The 14,012-nt window shown below is 72.7% G+C and carries 13 protein-coding genes; 8 read left to right on the top strand and 5 right to left on the bottom strand.

All coding sequences use genetic code 11. The features are described from left to right. The 8 genes from VGZ23_00830 to VGZ23_00795 form a co-directional block, all read left to right on the top strand. Nucleotides 1-279: FHA domain-containing protein (locus tag VGZ23_00830; protein HEV2356152.1), on the top strand; the 279-nt coding region annotated here is incomplete at its 5' end. Beyond that, complete coding sequence (locus tag VGZ23_00825) at nt 276-758, top strand: FHA domain-containing protein (GenBank protein ID HEV2356151.1); 483 nt, start codon at nt 276-278, stop codon at nt 756-758. The genes VGZ23_00830 and VGZ23_00825, both read left to right, overlap by 4 nt. Next, nucleotides 755-1,801 carry a PP2C family serine/threonine-protein phosphatase gene (locus VGZ23_00820; GenBank protein ID HEV2356150.1) on the top strand — a complete coding sequence of 349 codons (1,047 nt, stop codon included), beginning with the start codon at nt 755-757 and terminating at the stop codon, nt 1,799-1,801. Before VGZ23_00825 ends, VGZ23_00820 begins: the two co-directional genes overlap by 4 nt. Before the next feature lie 2 nt (nt 1,802-1,803). Then, complete coding sequence (locus VGZ23_00815; protein HEV2356149.1) at nt 1,804-3,120, top strand: FtsW/RodA/SpoVE family cell cycle protein; 1,317 nt, start codon at nt 1,804-1,806, stop codon at nt 3,118-3,120. Further along, nucleotides 3,101-4,516 (top strand): penicillin-binding transpeptidase domain-containing protein, encoded by a 1,416-nt coding sequence (locus VGZ23_00810; GenBank protein HEV2356148.1) that lies wholly within the window; start codon nt 3,101-3,103, stop codon nt 4,514-4,516. Before VGZ23_00815 ends, VGZ23_00810 begins: the two co-directional genes overlap by 20 nt. Continuing rightward, a complete protein-coding gene (gene pknB, locus VGZ23_00805) occupies nt 4,513-6,402 on the top strand; it encodes a Stk1 family PASTA domain-containing Ser/Thr kinase (GenBank protein HEV2356147.1) in 1,890 nt (629 codons plus the stop codon). The genes VGZ23_00810 and pknB overlap by 4 nt, the downstream gene beginning before the upstream one ends. Next, nucleotides 6,399-7,103: a ribulose-phosphate 3-epimerase gene (gene rpe / locus VGZ23_00800; protein HEV2356146.1), complete on the top strand. Its 705-nt coding sequence runs from the start codon at nt 6,399-6,401 to the stop codon at nt 7,101-7,103. The genes pknB and rpe overlap by 4 nt, the downstream gene beginning before the upstream one ends. Continuing rightward, nucleotides 7,100-8,158, top strand: a complete 1,059-nt coding sequence (locus tag VGZ23_00795; GenBank protein HEV2356145.1) for a histone deacetylase — start codon at nt 7,100-7,102, stop codon at nt 8,156-8,158. Before rpe ends, VGZ23_00795 begins: the two co-directional genes overlap by 4 nt. Before the next feature lie 24 nt (nt 8,159-8,182). Here the strand turns inward: VGZ23_00795 and VGZ23_00790 are convergent, their stop codons facing one another. Genes VGZ23_00790 through VGZ23_00770 form a run of 5 tightly spaced genes read right to left on the bottom strand, consistent with a single transcriptional unit; the run spans nt 8,183 to nt 13,751 of the window. Then, a complete protein-coding gene (locus VGZ23_00790) occupies nt 8,183-9,130 on the bottom strand; it encodes an MBL fold metallo-hydrolase (protein ID HEV2356144.1) in 948 nt (315 codons plus the stop codon). Further along, nucleotides 9,127-10,080 carry a methylmalonyl Co-A mutase-associated GTPase MeaB gene (gene meaB, locus VGZ23_00785; protein HEV2356143.1) on the bottom strand — a complete coding sequence of 318 codons (954 nt, stop codon included), beginning with the start codon at nt 10,078-10,080 and terminating at the stop codon, nt 9,127-9,129. Before meaB ends, VGZ23_00790 begins: the two co-directional genes overlap by 4 nt. Beyond that, entirely contained in the window at nt 10,077-11,576 is a 1,500-nt protein-coding gene (locus tag VGZ23_00780) for an AMP-binding protein (protein HEV2356142.1), read from the bottom strand. Before VGZ23_00780 ends, meaB begins: the two co-directional genes overlap by 4 nt. Next, the gene (locus VGZ23_00775) at nt 11,573-11,983 is read right to left on the bottom strand and encodes a cobalamin B12-binding domain-containing protein (GenBank protein HEV2356141.1); all 411 of its coding nucleotides are present in this window, start codon (nt 11,981-11,983) and stop codon (nt 11,573-11,575) included. The genes VGZ23_00780 and VGZ23_00775 overlap by 4 nt, the downstream gene beginning before the upstream one ends. Nucleotides 11,984-11,990: 7 nt before the next feature. Next, nucleotides 11,991-13,751 (bottom strand): methylmalonyl-CoA mutase family protein, encoded by a 1,761-nt coding sequence (locus tag VGZ23_00770; GenBank protein HEV2356140.1) that lies wholly within the window; start codon nt 13,749-13,751, stop codon nt 11,991-11,993. Nucleotides 13,752-14,012 lie beyond the last annotated feature (261 nt).

Raw genomic sequence — 14,012 nt, 5'->3', positions numbered from 1 at the left:
GGACCCGCCGGCACCGCGGGCCGCGAATTTCTGCTGGACCGGCCGGTGCTGTCGATCGGGCGGCGGGCGGACCAGGACATCGTCCTCGACGATCCCAGCGTCAGCCGCGCGCACGCCCGCATCCATGTGACGGGGGGCGCGGTCACGGTCGAGGATCTCGGCAGCACCAACGGCACGACGCTGAACGGCCGGCGGCTCGGCCGCGACCGCGCTCCGGTGCAGGACGGCGATCGCCTGCAGGTCGGCAACGCGCTGCTGGAGTACCGGGGCGCACCGTGAACGCGACGCCGCCGCTGCTGATCCTCGTCCTCCGGTATGCCTTTCTCGCCGCCCTCGTCGTTTTCGTCGCCCGCGTGCTGCGCGCGGTCCTGGCCGATCTCGAGACCCGCACGGCCGGTTCGCCCTCGCGGGCGGTGCTGGTCGTCGAGGCTCCGGTCGCGGCCCGGGGCCGGGAGTTCCTGGTGGCCGGCGAAGCGACGGTCGGCCGGGCCCCGGGCTGCGCGATCGTCTTGTCCGGCGAGTACGTGTCCGCGCACCACGCGCGGCTCTTTGAACGCGCGGGGCGCGTCTGGGTGGAGGATCTTCGCAGCACGAACGGCACGTTGTTGAACGGCCGGCGCGTGCGCCGGCCGGTCGCGATGCGCGCCGGCGATCGTCTGAAGATCGGCGAGGTGGTGCTCGGCCTGCGGATCGACGCGGCGCGGGATGTGGCGGCGTTGCCGTCCGCCGTCTGGGCCGACGGGGAGGACCGCGAATGAGGGGGTTCGCGGCCCGGGGCGCCGGCGTGAGCGAGATCGGCCGCGTCCGCGAGACGAATCAGGACCGGATCCTGCTCCGGGATCGCCTGGTGGGCGGGACCGCCCTCTACGCGGTCGCGGACGGCCTCGGCGGGCACGCCGCCGGCGGCGAGGCCAGCGCGGTGGCCGTCGAGTCGCTCGTCCGGGAAGTGCCGGCGCTGCTCGAGCGCGGCCTGGCGCCGTCGGAAGCGCTCGCGCTGGCCGTCCGCCGGGCCAACGCCGACATCAACGCGCAGGCCGCTTCGCCGGAGCGCGCCGGCATGGCGACGACGTGCACCGCGATGCTGGTCGCGGGGCCGGCGGCGATCCTGGCGCACGTCGGCGATAGCCGGGCGTACCTCCTGCGCGGCGCCGAAATCCGCCAGTTGACCACCGATCACTCGGTCGTCGCGGAGCTCGTCCGGCACGGAACGCTATCGCCCGCGGCGGCCGGCGGGCACGCGCAGCGGCACGTCCTCACGCGCGCGCTCGGGACGGAGCCCGACGTGCAGGTCGACGTGCTCGCCGTTCCCCTGCGCGCCCGCGACACGCTGCTCCTGGCCAGCGACGGCCTCCACACGGCCGTGCCCACGGACGAAATGGCCGCGGTCATCCGGACGACGCGCGACGCCGGCGAGGCGTGCCGGGTGCTCGTCGGGTTGGCGAACGCGCGGGGCGGCACCGATAACGCGTCCGCCGTCATCGTGCGGGTCCGCCCGCGCTGGATGGACCGCGTCGCGCGGGTGTTGGCCGCCGCTGCGCTGGCGGCGTTCATCGCCGGCGGCGCGGGCGCCTACCGTCTCGAGCACGCCTACTTTCTCGGCGTGACCGGCGGCCGCGTCGCGGTGATGCGCGGCATGCCGGCCCGTCTGCTCGGCGTGCCGTTGTTCAGCGTCGTCCGCGTGACCCCGGTCGCGGTCGGCCAGATCGCGCCCGCGTACCGGCCGCGGCTGCTGCAGGGCATCCCCGCCCGCGATCCCGGCGACGCGGAGGCGCTTTTGCAAGACTTGCTCCACCGGCCTTGACGATGGCCACGCCGACTCGACCCGCATCCGCCGCGCTGCCCTGGAGCGCGCGGCGCGACACCGAGCGCGGTCTCCTCGCCGCGGCCGGCGGCCTCGGCGCCTTGGGGCTCGTCGCGGTGCACCAGGCCGCGTACGCGGCGGAAACTTGGACTCCGGTGATCGCCGGGGTGGTCGCGCTGGCGGGATTCCTGGTCGTCCACGCGGCGCTCGTGATGGTCGACAACCGCGGTGACGAATTGGTCCTGCCGGCGGCGGCCGCGCTGTCCGCCGTCGGCCTCGTCATGATCTACCGGCTCCGTCCCGACTACGCGGTGCGGCAGGCGGCGTGGATTTCGCTCGGCCTGACGTCGCTCCTCGTCGCCCTCGGGATCCTCGGCGATCTCCGATGGGTCCGGCGGTACGCGTACGTGTGCGCGCTCGTCGGCCTGGCGCTGCTGGTGCTGACCGTCCTCGTCGGCGTGGAGCGCAACGGCGCGCGGCAGTGGCTCGTCATCGGCGGCTTTACGCTCGAGCCGGGCGAAATCGTCAAGCTGCTGCTCGTCGCCTTCTTCGCGGGCGTGCTCACCGACGCCCGCCCGCTGCTGACACTGCCGGGCCCGCGGCGCTGGCGCGCGGACCTGAGCCGCCTCGGTCCGCTGCTGCTCGTCTGCGTGGGGGCGCTGCTGCTCCTCGTCTTCCAGCGCGACCTCGGACTCGCCATGCTCTACTACGGCACCTTTCTCGTCATGCTCTACGTGGCGATCGGCCGGCCGGATTACGTCGCCGGCGGGATCGCGGCGTTCGGCGGCGGCGCCGCGCTGTGCTACCACTGGTTTGCGCACGTCCGCACGCGGGTCGATGTGTGGCTCAATCCGTGGGCGGACGCGGCCGGGCGCGGGTATCAGATCCTGCAGGGGCTGTTCGGGCTCGCCAGCGGCGGCGTCCTCGGCGCGGGGCTGGGCGGGGGTCATCCGGAGCTCATGCCGGCGTCCTACACCGACATGATCTTTCCGGCGATCGGCGAAGAGCTCGGCGCGATCGGCACCTTCATGGTCGTGACGCTCTATCTGGTGTTTCTCACCCGCGCGTTCCGCGCGGCGATCGACGCCGGCCGGCCGCTCGACGCGCTCGTCGGGGCGGGCCTCGGCGCGGCGCTCGGATTGCAGACGTTCGTGATCCTGGCCGGCAGCACCCGGTTGATCCCGCTGACCGGCGTCCCCGCGCCCTTTCTAACGTACGGCGGCAGCGCCGCGGTGAGCAATTTCATCGCCGTGGCGCTGTTGCTCGCGATTTCGGACCGCGGCGCCCGCCTGCCCCGCGATGCCGCGCCGCACGCGTAACGTCGCGCGGCTCTTTGCCGGCCTCTTCGCCGGGCTGCTGGCGTATCTGGCCGGCGTGCAGGTGATTTGGGGCCCGCAACTCGCCGCGTCCCCGCAGAACCCCCGGCTCGAGCTCGCCGCGGAACGGATTCACTGGGGACGGATCCTGGACCGGCGCCTGGCCGTCCTCGCCGATTCGACTGGCACCGGAGAAGCGCAGGTGCGCCGGTACCCGCAGGGCGCCCTGTTCGCCCACGTGCTGGGGTACCGGAGCCGCCACTACGGGCTCACCGGCATCGAACGCCGCTACGATCTCGCGCTGCTCGGCCTGCCGGTCACGGACCCATGGGAGGCGTTCCAGGAGGCGTTGGGACAGACGCCGCAGGGCAACGACGTGGTCTTGACCGTGGACAGCGCGGTGCAGCAGACCGCGGCGCGGGCGCTCGGCAATGTGCAGGGGGCCGTTGTGGTGCTCGACCCGCGCACCGGAGCGGTGCTGGCGCTGGTCAGCCATCCCGGGTTCGATCCGGCCACCGTCGATGCGCAGTGGGCGGCGTTGTCGCGCGACCGGTCCGCACCCCTCTACAATCGCGCGACACAGGGGCAGTACCCGCCCGGATCGTCGTTCAAGACGGTGACGTTGACGGCGGCCCTCGGCAGCGGTCGGGTGCAACTCAGCGACGCGGTGGACTGTCCGGAGGCGATCGACGTCGGCGGCGCGGCCATCCACAACTTCGAACACGAGCAGTTTGGACAGATCTCGGTGCTGCAGGCGTTTGTGGCGTCCTGCAACACCGCGTTCGTGCAGATCGGATGGCGCACGGGCGCCGCGCCGATCGTCGCGGCGGCGGGCGCCTTTGGACTCGGCCGGCCGGTGCGGTTCGACCTCCCCACGTCCGCGGGCGCAGTACCGCCGCTCCGGGACCTCGGCCGCCGCGGGCTCGCGCAGATCTCCTTCGGGCAGGGCAGCCTCCTCGTGACTCCGCTGCAAATGGCGCTCGTGGCCGCCGCCGTGGGGAACAGCGGGATCATGATGCAGCCGTTTCTGGTCTCGCAGATCCGCGGACCGGACGGCCGCATCCGCGAAACGTTCGCGCAGCGCGGAAGCCGCGAGGTCATGCCGGCGGCCCTCGCGCTCCAGTTGACGCAGGCGATGACGCAGGTGGTGCAGACCGGCACGGGCACGGCCGCGCAGATCCCGGGCGTGACCGTAGCCGGCAAGACCGGCACCGCGGAAAACCCGCACGGAGCGACCCACGCCTGGTTCATCGCATTTGCGCCGGCGGCGCGGCCGACGGTGGCGCTGTCCGTGATCGTGGAGAACGGCGGCGTCGGCGGCCAGGTGGCGGCGCCCCTCGCCCGACAGGTCCTGGCGGCGGCGCTCGCGGCGCAGAGCGCCGCCGGACTCCACCCATGATCGCGCGGCGGCTGGCGGGCCGCTACGAGGTGCAGGGGCTCATCGCCGAAGGCGGCATGGCGCGTGTGTATCGCGGCTGCCGCCTCGAGGACGGGCTGCCGGTGGCAATCAAGATTCTCCGGGAGCAGTACGCGCACAACGCCGAGTTCGTGGCGCGCTTCGAACGTGAGGCGGAGGCGGCGGAGCGGCTGTCGCATCCCCGCATGGTCCGTATCTTCGACCACGGCCGGGACGGCGACGTCCGTTTCATCGTGATGGAGTACGTCGACGGCGAGAACCTCAAGACGTACCTGCACCGCACCGGCGCCCTGGACGAGGCGCGCGTGCGGGCGATCGGCGCACAGGTGTGTGAGGTGCTCGAGTACGCGCACCGGATGGGCATCGTGCACCGTGACATCAAGCCGCAGAACATCCTCTTGACCCCGGACGGACAACTGAAGGTCGCGGACTTCGGCATCGCCCGGGCGCTCACGGCGGCGGGGATCACGGAGACCGGGACCGTGCTCGGCTCGGTCCAGTACATCTCCCCCGAACAGGCGCGCGGGCTGGGCGTCGGCTGGCGGGCGGATCTGTATTCGCTCGGCGTGGTGCTCTATGAAGCGGCGACCGGGGCGCTGCCCTTCGAGGCCGACACCCCGATCGCGATCGCGCTCCGCCACATGCACGACCCGCCGCCGCTGCCGCGGCGGGACGGCGCGCGCCTGGGGCGCGACCTCGAGGGGATCATTCTCCGGGCGCTCGCCAAGGACCCCGATCGCCGCTACCGGTCGGCGCAGGAGATGCACGACGACCTCCGCGGGCGCACGGCCCACTGGCGCACGGCCGCCGAGGCCGAGTCGACGGCGGTGGTGCGGCGGGGCGACCGCCGGGCCGGCAGGACGCCGCGCGAGGGGCGCGCCCCGCGGCCTCCCGCGCCGCTCCTCGTGGCCGCCGTGGTGCTGCTGGCCGCCTTCGGCGGCATCGCCTGGGGCTGGCATGCGCTCAACGCGTACCTGAATGTGCCCGAGGTGGCCGTGCCCGATCTGGTCGGCCGGAGCCTGGTCGAGGCGGAGACCATCGCCCGGGGCCGCCACCTCAGCGTTCAGGTCATTCAGCAGGTGAACAACGCGACGCTGCCGACCGGCGCCGTCGTCAGCCAGGACCCGTCCGCGGGAACGCCGGTGAAGGTCAACCGCGCGGTGGGCGTGGTGACAAGCCTTGGTCCGGAGATGGTCACGGTCCCGGACGTCCGCCGCCGGTCGCTCGAAGACACGCGGTTTTCGATCGAGCAGGCCCGCCTCGTGGTCGGGGAGATCCGCGAGGCGTACAACGACACGGTGCCGTCGGGGTTTGTCGTGGTGCAGGATCCCGCCCCCGGGGCGTCGGTGGCGCGCGGCACGCCGGTCAACGTCACGGTCAGCAAGGGACAGCAGGCGATCGTGCTGCCCAACCTCGTGGGCCAGTCGCTCGACGATGCGCGGCGGCGTCTCGAAGATCTCGGCGTGACGCTGCGCCAGGTGACGCAGGTGCCCCGCGACGACGTCCCCCCGGGGCTGGTGCTCGCGATGACGCCGCCGGCGGGAACACAGATCGCCCACGGCGACGCCGTCGCCGTCACGATCGCCGTGCGGCCCACCGACAGCGGCGGGGCGCCGCCGCAGCCGATCGTGACCGGGACCCCGGGGTCCGGCGGCGACCGGCGGCAGACGCATCTGCACATCATCGTGCCGGAGGGTCCGGCGCGGCAGCTCGTCCGCATTGTCGTCATCGACCAGCAGGGGGTGCGCGTCGTGTACGAGGGGACCCATCATCCCGGCGAGAACGTGGACCGCCAAGTCGTCGGGCAGGGGTATACGATTGTGCAGGTCTACATCGACAGCCGGCTGATTCAGGAGATCCGGCCCTGAGCGGTCCCCGCGGGCCCATCAAGGTCGCCCCTTCGATCCTCGCGGCCGACTTCGGCCGGCTGGCCGACGAGGTCCGCGCGGCCGCGCGGGGCGGCGCGGATCTGATCCACGTCGATGTGATGGACGGGCGGTTCGTCCCGGAGATCACGGTGGGCCCGGCCGCGGTCCGCGTCGTCTGCCGGGCCACAGAGCGGCCGGCCGACGTGCACCTCATGGTCGTCGAGCCGGAGCGGCACCTCGAGGCCTTCGCCCGCGCCGGCGCGGGCGCGATTACGGTGCACGTCGAGACCTGTCCCCACCTCTATGACACCGTGCGCCGCATTGCCGCGCTCGGCGTGCGGCCCGGCGTGGCGTTGAACCCGGCCACGCCGCCTGAACAGGCCGCTTGGGTCCTGCCGCAGGTCGCCACGGTGCTGGTGATGACGGTGGAGCCGGGTGCCGGCGGACAGCCGTTCATTCCGGGCATGGCGGCGAAGGTGGCCGCGCTCGCGGCGTGGCGCCGCGAGCGCGGCCTGGAGTTCGAGATCGCGGTCGACGGCGGCATCGGTCCGGAGACGGCGGCCTCGGTGGTGGAGGCCGGCGCCACCGTGCTCGTCGCCGGCACCGCGGTGTTCGGGGCGCCCGACGGCGTCGCCGCGGCGATCGCGAGACTGCGGGAGGCTGCCACACTCGGCGCCGGCGGGCCGACGTCGCGACCGTGACCCCCGGTGCCGACGCGGTCCTCGGCGTGCTGGTCGTCCATCCGGACTACCGCCGCCATCTGACCTCGCCCGGTCATCCCGAACGGCCGGCGCGGCTTCAGGCGATCGAATCCCGATTGCAGCGGACGCCGCTGTGGGACATGCTCCCGCGCCGGACACCCGAGCCGGTCATCGATGACGTGCTCGCGTCCGTGCACACGCGCTCGTACATCGCCCGCGTGCGGGACCTTGCCGCCTCCGGCGGCGGCGCGCTCGATCCCGACACCCCCGTGAGCCCGCCGTCCTACGCGGTGGCGCGGCTCGCCGCGGGCGGCGCCCTGGACGCGGTCGATGCCGTGCTCCGGGGCGAGGCGCCCGTCGCGATGGCGCTCGTTCGTCCCCCGGGACACCACGCCCGGCCCAACGCCGGCATGGGCTTCTGCCTGTTCAACAACGTGGCGCTCGCGGCGCGTCACGCGATCGACCGGCACGGCCTCACGCGCGTCTTCATCCTGGACTGGGACGTGCACCACGGCAACGGGACGCAGGAGGCGTTCTACCACGATCCGCGCGTCGTCTTCTGTTCGCTCCATCAGGAGGACTGGTACCCGGGCACGGGAGCCGTCGCGGAGACGGGCGAGGGTCCCGGCGAAGGGGCCACGGTGAACATCCCGCTGCCGGCCGGGATCGGCGACGGCGGGTACGCGTACCTCTGGGAGGAAGTCGTGCTGCCGTTGCTCCGCGCCGTCGCCCCGGGACTGGTGCTGATCTCGGCCGGCTTCGACGCACACCACGCCGACCCGCTCGGCGGCATGCTGCTCACCGCCGCCGGCTTCGGCCGGCTGGCGGCGCAGGTGCGCGAGGCCGCGGGGACGATTCCGATCGCGGCGGTGCTCGAAGGGGGCTACGATCTCGACGGGCTGTCGTACTCGGTGGCGGCATCGCTCTCGGGCCTGACCGGCGTGGCGTCAGAGCTGCGGGAGCCGGAAGCGGAGCTGCGGGAGGCGCCCTTCTCGGTCGCGCGCGAGCGCGCGCGGGAGGTGCGGCGGATCGCCGGTCTGTACTGGGCGCTCTGACGCCGTACGTGGTAGGCGGCCGAGTTAGGACGCACTCCCGGCGTCGCGCCGCGCGTGGTAGTCGGCGATGCCCTGGGCCGAGATCGCGAGGCGCTCCTCGAGCAGGCCGCGGATCTCCGCCGTCCAGCCGATCCCGCGCCGTGCGAGATCGGCTCGGACGTGCCGGGTGAGGGCCGCGGTGATCTCGTCCGGCGTCGCGCGGCGTCCGTCGGTCCGGCCGAACGCCGCGATCACGGGCACCTCGTGGAGGAGCCGCTCGGAGAGGGCGTCGTAGGACCGTGGATAGCGGCCGAAGTGCGAGAAGAGGATGGCCCGAGGCCGCAGCTCGCGGAGGCGCTCTGCCGACCGCAGCATCGCCTCCGGATCGAACTGATTGGGCGCGGTGTCCGCCATGACGTAATCGTCGGCGACGTCCGGCAGGCGCTCGCCGAGTTCGTCGCCGGACAACAGCGCGTCCGCGCCGGCGTCCAGGATCATGTGCTGGTGGCGGGCATGGCCCGGCGCGTCGATGAAGCGCAGCACGTGGCCGCCGCCGAGATCGAGCCGGGTACCGTCTTCGACGGCGAGGAGCCGCGATTCCGGTACCGGCTCCGGCACGCCGAAATACGTCTCGAGGTGCAGCCCAAAGACGGCGCGGGCCCCGGCGATGAGCCGGCTTGGATCGACGAGATGCCGGCTGCCCCGCGGGTGCGCCACGACACGGGCGTTGGGCAGATGCAACAGGATGTGACCGGTCCCGCCGGCGTGGTCGAGGTGAACGTGCGTCACGATGACGTAGGCGATGTCGGCCGGCCGGACGCCGAGGGCGGCCAGGGCGTCGAGCCAGACCGGCACGCTCCGCGCGCCCCCCGTATCGACGAGTGCCGGCCGCGGCGCCCTGATCAGGTAGCCGGACGTCAGGTGGGGCAGGCCGCGCTCTCGGAGATCCACCGTGTTGATCCCGGGGGCCGCCTCCGGATAGGCCGCCGTCATGAGTTCCCGGGGGGGACCAGCCGGTCGAGGATCGCCTTCGCGGCCGAATGCGGGTCGGCTTCGCGCCGCCGTGCCCGGGCGAGGATTTCGGCGGGGCCGCCGCGGCCGTGAAGCGTGTCGCGGACGCGCGAGGCGAGCGCGGCTTCGACGAGCTCGAGCACTTCGCGTTCGGCGCGCCGCTCGCGGCGGGCCCCGAGCTCGCCGGACTCGATCAAATATTCGCCGTGCCGGCGAATGGCGTCCCACAGCTCGGCGGTGCCGGCGCCCGTGGCGGCCGCCGTCTCGAGGATGGGGACGTCCCACGCCTCGTGGGACGGCACGAGCCTGCGCATCTCGCGCAGCTGCATCGCGGTCTCCCGGGCCCCCGGCCGGTCCGCCTTATTGACGACGAGCACGTCCGCGATCTCAAGGATGCCGGCCTTGAGCGTCTGCACGGCGTCCCCGAGCCCGGGGGCCGTGACGACGACGACCGTGTCCGCGAGGCCCATGATCTCGAGTTCGCTCTGGCCGACGCCCACGGTCTCCACCAGGATGAGATCGAACCCGAACGCCTCGAGCACGTAGGCGACGTCCCGGGTCGCGGCGGCGAGCCCGCCGAGGTGCGCGCGCGCCGCCATGCTCCGGATGTACACGCCCGAATCGCCGCTGTGCCGCAGCATCCGCACGCGGTCGCCGAGAATCGCGCCGCCGGAAAACGGGCTGGACGGATCGACGGCGATGACGGCGACCGTGAGCCCGTCGCCCCGCGCCGCCGTAATGAGGTGGTCGGCGAGCGTGCTCTTGCCCACCCCGGGCGGCCCGGTAATCCCGACGCGCCGGGCGCGGCCGGTCCGGCTCCAGAGGTCCGCGACGATCGGGCCCGCGGCGGCCGGATTGTTTTCGATCCGGCTGATGAGGCGGCCGAGGCTCCGGTGATTCCCGGCCTCCGCCCCCCGCGCGTCGCGCATCATGACCGGTCGGTTCCCGCGGCGGCGACGGTCTCCTCGTACAGCGAGCGGTTGTCGACCACGCGCCGCGCTTTGAACTCGGTGCGCGGCAACGTCCCGGGCGGCTCGCACCGGACGATCGGCCGGATGCCGAGGACCGCCGTCAGCCGCGCCGTCATGCGGTCCCGCAGGGCGCCGAGGATGCCCGGGGCGCCGGCTGCCCGGTGCGCGACATCCGGGCTGTATTCGGCCCGCACGACGAGTTCGTCCATCGCGCGGTCGCGGCTGATCACCATCTGGAACTCCCCGCCGAATCCGTCGATCGCGCGCAGCGCGTCTTCGATGGCGCTCGGGTAGATGTTGGCGCCCCGGATGACGCACATGTCGTCGAGGCGTCCGTAGATGCCGCGCGGCAGCCGCGGATACGTGCGGCCGCAGTCGCACGGCTCGTCGGTCCAGCGGGTCAGGTCCCCGGAGACGAGGCGGATCATCGGCTGGGATGTCCGCTCGAGGTGCGTGTAAACGGGGGTGCCCTCGCCGCCGTAGGGGACCGGCCGGTGGGTCCGCGGGTCGCAGACTTCGCAGTACACGATGTCCTGCCAGAGGTGCATCCCGGAGCGGGACGCGCACTCGCCGTTGCTCATCCACGGCGTCATCTCGGCCATGCTGCCGGTGTCGAGGCACGCCGCGCCGAAGATCTGCTCGATCTTCCGCCGCGTCGCGGGGACGCCGGCGCCGGGCTCGCCGGAGAAGAACATCACGCGCAGCCCGAACTCGCCCGGGTCGACGTGCTCCGAGGCGGCGACTTCGGCCAGGTGCAGCGCGTAGGACGGGGTGCCGTAGAACGCGGCCGGCCTGGTCTCGCGCAGCCATCGCACGGCCATGAGCGTCTGCCCCGGCTGCCCGGCGCCGAAGGGGAAGCACGCTGCGCGCAGCCGTTCCCCGCCCGCGAGCGCCCCCCAGCTGCCGATGTAGAGGCTGAAGAACGACGCGATGAAGAGGGTATCGCCGGGCCGGAGGCCCATCCCCCACATCACGCGGGCGTGCGCGTTCGCGATGCGCCGCCAATCGTCGCGGCCGATCAGAAAGACCGTCGGTTTGCCGGTGGTGCCGGAGGTCCCGTGCACGCGGGCGACGTCCGCGCGGTCGACGCACAGGTACCGTCCGGCGGGGGGATGCGCGGCCTGCTCCGCCCGCAACTCGGCCTTCGTCACGACCGGGAAGCGGTGGAGGTCCTCAAGCCGCCGGAGGTGATCCGGGTGCACGCCGGCCTGGGTCCACTTCTCCCGGTAGAACGGCGAGCGATCCCAGGCCCAGCGGACGATCGCCCGCAGCCTGACCGTAATCAGCGCGTCGCGCTCGGCCGGCGGCATCGTCTCGCGGTCCGGAAACCAGTACCGCGCCCCGGGGTCCGGCAGGTAGTCGTCGTCGTAGACCGGCGGCCAGCCCCTGGACGGGGGCAGGCCGGCGGCGCCCCCAGAGGGGACTAGCCGGCGGGATGCGCCGGCGTCGCGGCTCATCCGGGGGCCCCGCGCGCGTGCCGCCGGATCCAGTCGATGATCGCGTCGGTCGTTGCGTCCTGGTCGAAGACGGCGGCCACGCCGAGCTCGCAGAGCCGCGCGCGGTCGGCTGCGGGGATCACGCCGCCGATGAGGACGCGGATGTCCGCCGCGTCGCGGGCGGAGAGCGACGCGAGCAGCGGCGGGACCAGCGCCATATGCGCGCCGGAAAGGATGCTCACGCCGATCACGTCCACGTCCTCCTGGACCGCGGCGACCGCCACCTCCTCCGGCGTCCGGTGCAGGCCGGTGTAGACGACTTCGAACCCGGCGTCCCGCAGCGCCCGGGCCACGACCTTCACGCCGCGGTCGTGGCCGTCGAGCCCCACTTTCGCCATCAGCACCCGAACGCGCTGCGGAGTCGTCACGCCGGGCTCAGAACACCGGGTGTTCGACGTACGTGCCGAAGACGTCGCGGAGCGCCTGCACGATCTCGCCGAGCGTGGCGTGCGCCCGGACGGCGTCGATCGTCGGCGGGATGAGGTTTCGGTCGCCGCGGGCGGCTTCGGCCAGCGCGCCCAGGCACCGCGCCACCGCCCCGCCGTCGCGCAGGTGCTTCACGCGCGCCAGGCGCTCCCGCTGCCGCGCCTCGACGTCCGGATCCACGGCGTGCAGGGCGAAGGGGACGTCGCCGCCGCCCGCCGGGTCGAGATACTTGTTCACGCCGACGACGGTCAGTTCGCCGCGCTCCTTCTGCTGATGATAGCGGTATGCGGTGTCGGCCAGCTCGGTCTGGAAGAAGTTCTGTTGCGCCGCGGCGACCGCGCCGCCGAGGTCCTCGATCCGCCCGAGATACGCCCAGATGCCGGCCGCGATCTCGCCGGTGAGGGCCTCCGTGAAGTACCCGCCGGCCATCGGATCGACCGTATTCGCCGCCCGCGACTCATCGAGAATGATCTGTTGGGTCCGCAGCGCCGTTTTCATCGCCAGCTCGGATGGGATCGCGAGCGCCTCGTCCATGCCGTTGGTGTGCAGGCTCTGGGCCCCGCCGAGCACCGCGGAGAGCGCCTGCAGCGCGGTGCGCGCGATGTTGTTGAGGGGCTCCGGGGCCGTGAGGCTGGAGCCGGCGGTCTGACAGTGAAACCTGAGGCGCATCGACTCCGGTTTCCGCGCGCCGAACCGGTCGCGCATGATGCGGGCCCACACCCGCCGCGCCGCCCGAAACTTGGCGATTTCCTCGAAGAAGTCCCGCTCCGCGATGAAGTAGAAGGCGAGGCGCGGCGCAAAGTCGTCGACCGCCAGCCCCGTCCGGCGGACCTCCTCGACGTAGGCGATGCCGTTGGCCAGGGTGAACGCCGCCTCCTGCACCGCGGTCGCGCCGGCTTCACGGATATGGTAGCCGCTGATGTTGATGGGGTTGTAGTGGGGAAGGTGCTCCACGCTGTAGATGATGAGATCGCGGACGATCCGCATCGCCGCCGGGATCGGGTAGATCCACTCTTTCTGCGCGATGTATTCCTTGAGGATGTCGGCCTGCACGGTGCCGGCGAGCGCGTGGCGCGGCACGCCCCACCGCTCGGCGAGCGCCAGGTACATCGCGAACAGGATCCACGCCGTGGGATTGATCGTCATCGAGACGCTGATCGCGCCGATGTCGATGCCGTCCAGGATATCGGCGAGGTCGTCGAGCGTGTCGACGGCCACCCCTTCGCGTCCTACCTCGCCGCGGGCGCGGGGATCGTCGGAGTCGTAGCCCATCAGCGTCGGCATGTCGAAATCGATCGAGATTCCGGTCTGCCCCTGGCCGATGAGGTACTTGAGCCGAGCGTTCGTGTCGCGGCCGGTGCCGTACCCGGCGATCTGCCGCATCGTCCACGGGCGCGAGCGGTACATCGTCGGGTAGGGGCCCCGCGCATAGGGATACCGGCCGGGGAACCCGAGCTCGTCGAGGTAATCGAGTCCCGCGACGTCGGCCGGGCCGTAGAGCCGCTTCACCGGCAGGCCGGAGAGCGTTTCAAACTGTGCCCGCCGCTCGGGTGCCCGCTCGGCCCCCTGCCGGACGTCGGTCGACTCCCACTCGGCCTGCGCGGCCGCGATGCCGGCGAGACCGCCTTGCGAAAGCCCCTCGTCGCTCCCCGTCGGGGGTGGGGGAGCCGGCTGGCCGGCGGGCGGCGTGCGCTTTCGGGTCGTGGCCATGGATAGCGTCCCTCCCGTGTGCCGTCCGGAGAGTTCGTGACCCGCGTGCGCCGCCCCTAGGCCCGCCCCGTCGGACGCCAACGTCTTACGAGCCGCAAGCGTTACCGGCTGACAATGACGTTGACAATAACTGACGCAGGTTGACAATATGAACGATGCCGTCCGCTTCATGGTGGATCGGGCCGCACGACCCGCCCGCGATTGACGGCCGCGACGACGTGGGCCGAGCCTACCAGACGAACAGGACGGATCAGCGCCCGG

This window comes from bacterium (assembly GCA_035945995.1).
Taxonomy (GTDB): Bacteria; Sysuimicrobiota; Sysuimicrobiia; order Sysuimicrobiales; family Segetimicrobiaceae; genus DASSJF01.
The sequence above is the reverse complement of the archived record's forward strand: the minus strand, read 5'-3'. Positions and strand labels throughout refer to the sequence as shown.